At 63.2% G+C, this 7936-nt stretch carries 7 protein-coding genes (1 of these 7 running past the window's edge); 2 read left to right on the top strand and 5 right to left on the bottom strand.

Features of this window, described 5'->3' with window-relative positions; genetic code table 11:
• Positions 1-2: 2 nt before the first annotated feature.
• Positions 3-1304: an ATP-dependent protease ATPase subunit HslU gene (gene hslU / locus HHL27_RS00430; protein ID WP_169491425.1), complete on the top strand. Its 1302-nt coding sequence runs from the start codon at positions 3-5 to the stop codon at positions 1302-1304.
• Positions 1305-1308: 4 nt separating this feature from the next.
• On the opposite strand, the gene HHL27_RS00435 is transcribed toward hslU, so the two are convergent.
• Entirely contained in the window at positions 1309-2319 is a 1011-nt protein-coding gene (locus HHL27_RS00435) for a serine hydrolase domain-containing protein (protein WP_169491426.1), read from the bottom strand.
• A 71-nt stretch (positions 2320-2390) separates the two neighbouring features.
• On the opposite strand from HHL27_RS00435, the gene HHL27_RS00440 reads away from it, so the two are divergent.
• Positions 2391-2594, top strand: coding sequence for a DUF1737 domain-containing protein (locus HHL27_RS00440; RefSeq protein ID WP_169491427.1), 204 nt, complete (start codon positions 2391-2393; stop codon positions 2592-2594).
• Between the two features lie 7 nt (positions 2595-2601).
• Here HHL27_RS00440 and HHL27_RS00445 read toward each other — a convergent pair whose 3' ends face one another.
• The 4 genes in view from HHL27_RS00445 to HHL27_RS00460 are tightly spaced (at most 53 nt apart) and all read right to left on the bottom strand, a layout consistent with a single transcriptional unit that may run on beyond the window.
• Positions 2602-4419: an ABCB family ABC transporter ATP-binding protein/permease gene (locus HHL27_RS00445; RefSeq protein ID WP_169491428.1), complete on the bottom strand. Its 1818-nt coding sequence runs from the start codon at positions 4417-4419 to the stop codon at positions 2602-2604.
• Positions 4420-4471: 52 nt separating this feature from the next.
• Entirely contained in the window at positions 4472-5434 is a 963-nt protein-coding gene (locus HHL27_RS00450; RefSeq protein WP_338114784.1) for a retroviral-like aspartic protease family protein, read from the bottom strand.
• Positions 5435-5487: 53 nt separating this feature from the next.
• Positions 5488-7005 (bottom strand): oligosaccharide flippase family protein, encoded by a 1518-nt coding sequence (locus HHL27_RS00455; RefSeq protein ID WP_240959215.1) that lies wholly within the window; start codon positions 7003-7005, stop codon positions 5488-5490.
• Positions 6998-7936, bottom strand: the 3' portion of a protein-coding gene (locus HHL27_RS00460; protein ID WP_169491429.1) for a glycosyltransferase family 2 protein. The gene runs 60 nt beyond the window's last position; 939 of the gene's 999 nt are visible here — the last part of the coding sequence; its start codon lies beyond the right edge, outside the window; the stop codon is at positions 6998-7000. The genes HHL27_RS00455 and HHL27_RS00460 overlap by 8 nt, the downstream gene beginning before the upstream one ends.

Consider the following 7936-nt stretch of genomic DNA (forward strand, 5'->3'; position numbering starts at 1 on the left):
AAATGACCGATACCCTGACCCCAAAGGCCATCGTGCGTGCGCTCGACGAGCATATCGTTGGTCAGACCGACGCCAAGAAGGCCGTGGCCGTGGCCTTGCGCAACCGCTGGCGGCGTCAGCGTCTATCCGCCGACCTGCGCGACGAGGTTTCGCCCAAGAACATCCTGATGATCGGACCGACGGGTTGCGGCAAGACGGAGATCAGCCGGCGCTTGGCCAAGTTGGCCGATGCGCCGTTTGTGAAGGTCGAAGCGACCAAGTTTACCGAGGTCGGCTATGTCGGTCGTGACGTCGAACAGATTGCGCGCGATCTGGTCGAGGAAGCGATTCGCCTTGAAAAGGAGCGTCGTCGCGAAGCAGTCCGCGAGGCAGCCAGTAAGGCCGCAATGGACCGGCTGCTCAAGGCGCTGGTCGGTGATGGCGCCAGCGAGGCCACGCGCGAAAGCTTCAAGCAGCGTCTCTCGGACGGTTCGATGAACGATGTCGAAGTGGAGATCGAGGTCGAGGATGCGCCGTCGATGCCGATGGAAATTCCGGGCATGGGCGGCAACGTCGGCATGATCAACCTGTCGGACATGATGGGCAAGGCATTCGGTCGCCAGCAGATGAAGCGGCGCAAGATGCGGGTTGCTGACGCGTGGGATAAGCTTGTCGACGAAGAGGCCGAAAAGCGCATGGACCAGGATGACGTTGCCCGCGTCGCCCTGCAAAATGCTGAGACAAACGGAATAGTCTTCATCGACGAGATCGACAAGATCGCGGTATCGGATGTTCGCGGCGGATCAGTCAGCCGCGAAGGTGTGCAGCGCGATCTCCTGCCCTTGATCGAAGGCACCACAGTCGCGACCAAATACGGGCCGATGAAGACCGACCACGTACTGTTCATCGCCAGTGGCGCGTTCCACGTCGCCAAACCCAGCGACATGCTGCCCGAACTGCAGGGCCGCCTGCCGATCCGGGTCGAACTGCAGGCACTGTCCGAAGACGACTTCGTGCGAATCCTGTCGGAAACGCGCGCCAATCTCGTCGAGCAGTACCGTGCTCTGATCGCGACCGAGGAAGTCGCGCTCGACTTCACGCCGGAGGCGATCCGGGCCGTTGCCCGGACCGCGGCGCAGGTCAACGAAAGCGTAGAGAATATCGGTGCGCGGCGGCTGCAGACAGTGATGGAAAAGCTGCTTGAAGAGGTGAGCTTCGATGCCGAGGACCGCAAGGGTGAGACGGTGACGGTCGACGAAGCTTACGTCGCTGCGCGGCTAGAAGGGTTGGCAGCCAACGCGGACCTGTCGAAGTACATTCTTTGACAGTTCAGGAGCAAAAGGCGGCGGACGCGACATCATAGCTCGCGCCGCTGCCCTGCCAGATTTCGCCGAAGTCGAAGTCAGGATTCGGGGTGAGAATGACCACCAAGCGGCCAAGGGCGGGTGCGATGATGTTGCGCACTTGCGTGCCGTCGACATCGCCACGCCGCTCGACCAGTGCAACTTCGCCCTTGCAGCCCTTCAGGATCGCCGGGAAACTCCAGACGCCGAGCGCGACGTAGCCGAGCGATGGTTCGCCCTGCCACAGCAGCTTGCGCTGCGCATCGTCCACCAGCTTTCCACCCATTAGCGCCTTGTCGAAGCGGACGATGTCGTCGGCCGTCCCGAGCAGTCCGCCCGAGGCGCCGTAACCGGCGACGTCGATCTTGTTCTTGGAGGCCGAGTAGGCGACGATTTCGCCAGGCCGGGCGAAGCGGGTGTGCGTCATGCCCGCCGGCCGAAAGACGGTGCGTTTCAACAGATCGGAGATTCTCTCGCCGCTCGCAGCCTCTAACATCGCGCCTGCCACGATCGTGTCGCAATTGTTGTAGCGGAAGCGCCCCCGTTCGCCTGTCGGGGGGGCGAGGCATGGGGCGAGAACGTTGCTTGTGCGCCCGCGCGCAAGATAAGGTGGAATGGCATCGTCGGCCACGCCGTCTTGCGGAGACGCAAGGCCCGAGGTGTGCCGGAACAGCTCCGTGAGCGTGACCGAACCCGAAGGATGGCCCACAAAGGCGGGCAGACGCGCGGCCAGCGTGTCGTTCCAGCTGGTCTTGCCCTCCTCGACCAGCTTGGCCGCGGCGACCGAGACCATCTGTTTGGTCACCGAGCCCAAGACCCAGCGCTTAGGCACCTTGACGCCAATGACGTGGCGCTCGCCCGTCCCCGACAGCACTTCGCCAGTGAAGCCCCGGGCGGCGAGTGCGCTCGCCGCTGCATCGAGCCGGTCTCCTGCCTGCGCTGCGGTGCTCGCGCTCGAAGCCAGCGCGAGAATGACAAGTCCGGCAAGCGCGCGCATCGATGAGTCCCCCGTGGCGGTAGGAGGCACTATCGCCTAAGTGCGGATCATCGCCAACAGGAACTAGTGCAATGACCTACCAAACTCCCGAGGACCGGCCGATCTACCGCTTGCTGACCGGCAAGGACGACCGCGCCTTCTGCGAACGCGTGTCCGAGGCGCTGGCGCAGGGTTGGCGACTCTATGGCTCCCCCTCGATTACCTACGACGGCGGAATGGACTGCGTGAAGGTGGCACAAGCGGTGGTGTGGCACGAGGCCGACGTGGTGAAGTGAACTCCGCCTACTCCGCCGCTTCGCTGATCTCGTCGCTCTCGGCGGCCTGGCGCGCCCACATCTCGGCGTAGAGACCCCCCCGGCGCAGCAGTTCGGCATGGCTTCCCTGTTCGGCAAGGCGGCCCTGATCGAGCACGAGGATGACATCCGAATCCGCGATCGTGGACAGGCGGTGCGCGATCGAGATGGTAGTGCGGTCGCGCGCGACGTCACGCATGGTGCCCAGGATTTCCTGCTCGGTACGGGTATCAAGCGCACTGGTGGCTTCGTCGAACAGCAGGATCGGAGGGTTCTTGAGCAGGGTGCGCGCAATCGCCACGCGCTGCTTTTCGCCACCCGAGAGCTTGAGCCCGCGCTCGCCGACCTCGGTGTCGAAGCCCTGTGGCAGGCGGTCGATCAGGTCGCTGATCGCAGCGCCCCGCGCCGCCGTCTCGATCTCGCCCTGGCTCGAGCCTTCACGGCCATAGCCGATGTTGTAGCCGATCGTGTCGTTGAACAGCACCGAATCCTGTGGAACGATGCCGATGGCAGCACGCACGCTTGCCTGCGTCGCCTTGCGGATATCCTGCCCGTCGATCATGATTCGGCCGCCCTGCGGATCGTAGAAGCGGAACAGCAGCCGTGCGATCGTGCTCTTGCCCGCGCCCGAGGGGCCGACGATGGCAACGCGGCTGTCCGCGGGTACTTCGAACGACAAGCCGTGAAGGATCGTCCGGTCGGGCTCATAGCCGAACACGACGTTGTCGAAGGTCACGGAAGGACGGCGCACGATCAACGCCGGTGCACCCGGCGCGTCGGCAACCTCGACTTCGGTGTCGATCAAGCGGAACATCTCGGCCATGTCGATCAGACCTTGGCGGATGGTGCGGTAGACCATGCCAAGCATGTCGAGCGGGCGAAACAGCTGGGTAAGGTATGTCTGGACGAACACCAGTTGGCCGGCCGTGTACTGACCCTTGGCCCAGCCCCAAACGGTATAGGCCAACGCTCCGGCCATCAACAGGTTCACCACCAGCGCCTGCGCGATGTTGAGCAGGCCGAGGCTGTTCTCGCTCTTCACCGCCGCGTCGGCATAGGCGCGGGTGGCGGCGGCATAGCGCGCTTCCTCGCGCGCTTCGGCGCCGAAGTACTTCACCGTTTCGTAGTTCAACAGCGAATCGACTGCGCGCGATAGCGCCTGCCCGTCGAGCTTGTTCATGCGTTCGCGAAGGTGCGTGCGCCATTCGGTGATCGTGCGGGTCACCCAGATATAGGCGACAACCGCAAGGCCGGTCGCGGCGACCAGGCCCCAGCCGAAGTTCAGCTGGAAGATCACCGCGACGACCACCAGTTGAAGTACGGTCGGCGCTATATTGAACAGCATGAAATAGAGCATCGTGTCGATGCTCTTGGTTCCGCGCTCGATCACCTTGGTCACCTCGCCCGTGCGACGGGCAAGGTGAAAGCGCATCGAAAGCCGGTGCAGGCGTGCAAATACGTTCTCGGCCAGATGCCTGGTCGCATCCTGGCCCACGCGTTCGAACACGATGTTGCGCAAGTTATCGAACGTGACGCCGGCAAATCGGCCAGCGCCATAAGCCAGCACCGTCAGCATCACGAACTGGATTGCCCGCGGCCCCGTGGTGTTCATGGCGTCAACCGCCCACTTGAGCGCATAGGGCAAGGCAAGCTGGACGCCGGTTGAAACGAGGATCAGCCCGCACGCCACCAGGATGCGCCAGCGCAGAGCCGGATTGTCTCTCGGCCATAGATACGGGAGAAAGCGCTGCAGCGTGCGCCAGCCATCGTGGCGGGCGTTGCGGTCGGTGGTTGTTTCGGGTGGCATCGCCCTTCAAATAGGCGGTTTCTGCGCCGGTGCCAGTCCCGATGCAGCCAAGCTAGGCTGGCGGCATGAACAACGGGTCCAGCGGCCGAAGGCCATCGGGCATGTCGAATAGGATCCGGCGCGCTGCAAAATCTATCGCAACGCGATGAAAGAGCCGCAACTGGTTCATGCCGAGCAGCAATGCGGGCTTGCGGCCCAGGCCGAGATGATCGAACGGCGGCGCGTCGGCGAATACGAGCGCGGTGTTACCCAGCACCAACCGTCCGAGCTCGAGCCGGCGGGCAAAGCCCACGTCGGCGAAGATCGTTTGCCCGGTGACCGAAAACAGGCGCGTTCGCTCTGCTTGGCGTCTCTTCGCCAACGCCTTCTGCAGGGCGCGATTGCCAATCGAAGCGTCCGAGCCGGTGTCGATCACAACGGCCGTGCGCACGCCATCCAGTACGGCGTCTGTCATGATCAACTGTCCGGATTTTCGCCTTGCAGTGACGGTGATCTCGAATCCCTTGTTGCCGCCGAGATCCTCTGCCTCGCCGACCGCCATGCGGTTGCGGTCGAAATCCAGCAGGACGCGCTGGCCTTGAAGGCTGTCGAGCCCGACGATTCCGTCAGCACCAATGTTTCCGCCATCCAGCAGCGGCGCGAACAACCCATAGAAACTGCGCGAGCCGAGGCCGATTTCCTCGACCTCGACCAGGTCGACATCCTGCACGCCAGCCACCCCGACCATCCGCGCGGTTCCCGCAGACCCGAGTCCGAGCCGCGTGGCTATGTCCCGGGCGAGGACTGTCCTTTCGGCACCTGTGTCGACGAGAAAGTCATATGGGCCCGCTGCTCCGATCCGCACAGGAACTGTCATGCGATGACTTGCGTCTCGTCCGAGTTCGATCGTCTCGGTTCGCGCGGCATCTGCAGGCGGCAATGGCTGCGCCAGTGCGCTGGCTGAGGCAATAACCACCAGCACCAGGTACAACCCCGCCGCAATGTGCGGTCGTGGGCTCATGGCATCCTTCTCCACTTGGGAGCATACGCCTCGGGACACCGCAAGGCCATGCGGTTTGTGCGCTTGGTCTACGATCGGATCCGAGCGGTAAGACGCGCCGGCAGGGGGACATGCGATGCGATCGCGATGATCTCCTGCAGCGCGGGATGTCGGACCAACGCGAGAGCGCCGAGCCAAGTAAAGGCACCTGTCACTGAGCACAGGGCGAGACCAAAGAATGTCATCTGCGAAGGGGGCAGCCACAGCACATAGCCAAGCGCAAGTGGTGCCAAGGCTGCGACGGTCGTTGCTGCGCTTCGCAGATAGATCACGAAAAGTGCATTGACGTCGAAGCCGATAATCCTGCGCATGAAGCCGAAGTAGAGCAGCAGCCACGCCAGCCCGTAAACAAGGCGAGAAGCGGCAGCGCCAGTGATGCCCCAATGGCAGCCGATCGCCAGCAACCCGATCGACATCGCCGTATCGATGAGGTTTCGAGCCAGAAGCGGGTTGAGCTTCCCGGCGAGGATCGGAAGATCGATGTGCAATGGTAGGGCCACGAGCAGGATCTCGGTCAAGGCGATCATGGTCAAAGGCATCGCCGTGGCAGCCCAGGCTGGACCGTAAAGAGCACGAATTAAGGGTTCGGAACCGAGCGCAAGGGCGGCCATTCCCGGCCAGACCACGCCGGAATAGCCGGCGCACACGCGAAGATAGGCAGGCCCGAGCGAATCCCCGCGGTCACGAATGCGTGCGAAGGCGGGGTAGAAGACGCTGCCGATCGCACCAGAGATCAGCATGCGGAACTGATCGGATAGACTCGCCGCGCGACTGAACAGGCCGACCGCGAACGCGCCGAGAGCCTTGCCGACGATAAGATCGGGCGTCCTCGTCCCCAAAGCACCCGATAGGTAGAGGAGCGTGGATCGTGCGCCAAAGCCGAGAACGCCGCTGACGCCGTCGAGACGGAGTCTGCGGGGCAAGGTGGGGCGCAAGATCTGTGCGGTGACACCGCGGGCGAGGGTCGAAGCGACGGTCGCCCAGGCGAGCGCAAATGAGGACGATCCTGACGCGGCGAGACCGAGCGCAACGGCTCCTTGTGCGATGGCTCCTGACAAGTTGACGACAAAATGTCCGCGGAATTGCATCGCGCGGGCCATCAGCGCCAACGGCACGATCGAAAGCGGAGCGAATAGATAGCTGACGGCTATGACCTGAAGCACCGGGGCCAGCGCGGCCATCTTGTAAAAGTGGCCGAGGGGGATGCTGGCCCACGCCAATGTCCCGGCGATGGCCAAAGCGAACAAGATCGCAACCGATCCACAACGCTCCACTTCGTGGCTATCGATGACGGGCAGGCCGGAAATGTAGCGAGCCAGGCCGAAGTCCTGCAGCACGGAAACCACCAGTGCAGCGGCCATGGCAATCGAGAACAGGCCGACTTCCGCCGGGGTCAGGAAAAAGCGGGATATGATGACTGACGTCGCGAACTGGACCGCGAACGACAGGTATTGTGCGGCCATCGCCCAGACTGCGGCGCCGCGGACACTCATCGCAGCAGGCTCGCGCCCGAACTCTTGGTCCTTGTCTTGCAGGTTGTCAGTCAAGGAGCAGGGTCACAGCTAGCGAGGCAGCTCTTGCAGGTTCGCCGAACAAGATGAGGCGACCGACCGTTCGCCACAATCCCGCGCGATCACCGCCGTCCTTTATATAGCGAAGAAGAATGTCGAATCCTTCGTCTCGCAGTCCGCTGCGCGAATAAAGAAGCCCGGGGGCGACGCGCGCCCGAACGGCCTGAGCAATTCCCTCGCGGCCGAACAACGCATCAAGCTGCTCGATTGGCGGCAGTGCTTCAATCTGCGCGGTCGGGTCATGACGCCCGGCCAGTCTTTCATGGTAGGCTATCCTGGCGACGGCCGCGCCGACCTGCTGCACAGTGGCGTGCCGGCTGGACACCTGATCTTCGTAGTGACGATAATGCAGTAGCCGCTCCGGCAGGTTCGCAATCCGGGTCACCGTCGCTAGGCGAAGCCACAGGTCCAGGTCTTCGCAATGCCGGAAGGCGGCATGATAGCCACCGACCGATCGCACGATGTCCCGCCGATACATCACCGCCGGATGACATAGAAGCGGCAGGCCGCAGTCGATGGCTGCCAGGAAGTCTTCGTGCGTGACGGGATGGTCGGGCGCTGCGACCGGATGCGGCGCCCCAACCTCGTTGATGTCGGTTGTCCAGCTTCCCAGAACCCCAACGGCCGGATTGGCGTCCAGAAAAGCAAACTGTCTCGCAAATCGCGTTGGAGCGGCGATATCGTCGGCATCCATGCGAGCAATAAGCGGAGCGCGAGCTTCTTCCAGCAACTGGTTGAGGCTGGCGACCAATCCGCGGTTTTCCCGTATGATCGGCCGGATCCGTGTGTCGCGCGCGGCATAGTGCTGAAGGATCACCGAGGTGGCGTCGCTCGAGCCATCATCCACGATCAGGAACTCGAAATCCTCGAACGTCTGACCCAGCACGCTCTCGATCGCCTCGGCGAG

Origin of the sequence: Novosphingobium olei (assembly GCF_012927405.1) — a bacterium.
GTDB lineage: Bacteria > Pseudomonadota > Alphaproteobacteria > Sphingomonadales > Sphingomonadaceae > Novosphingobium > Novosphingobium olei.

Bases quoted from the DNA above. Each gene is read 5' to 3' on its own strand.
- hslU (WP_169491425.1), top strand. From the start codon at position 3: ATGACCGATACCCTGACCCCAAAGGCCATCGTGCGTGCGCTCGACGAG.
- HHL27_RS00435 (WP_169491426.1), bottom strand. From the start codon at position 2,319: ATGCGCGCGCTTGCCGGACTTGTCATTCTCGCGCTGGCTTCGAGCGCG.
- HHL27_RS00445 (WP_169491428.1), bottom strand. From the start codon at position 4,419: ATGCCACCCGAAACAACCACCGACCGCAACGCCCGCCACGATGGCTGG.
- HHL27_RS00440 (WP_169491427.1), top strand. From the start codon at position 2,391: ATGACCTACCAAACTCCCGAGGACCGGCCGATCTACCGCTTGCTGACC.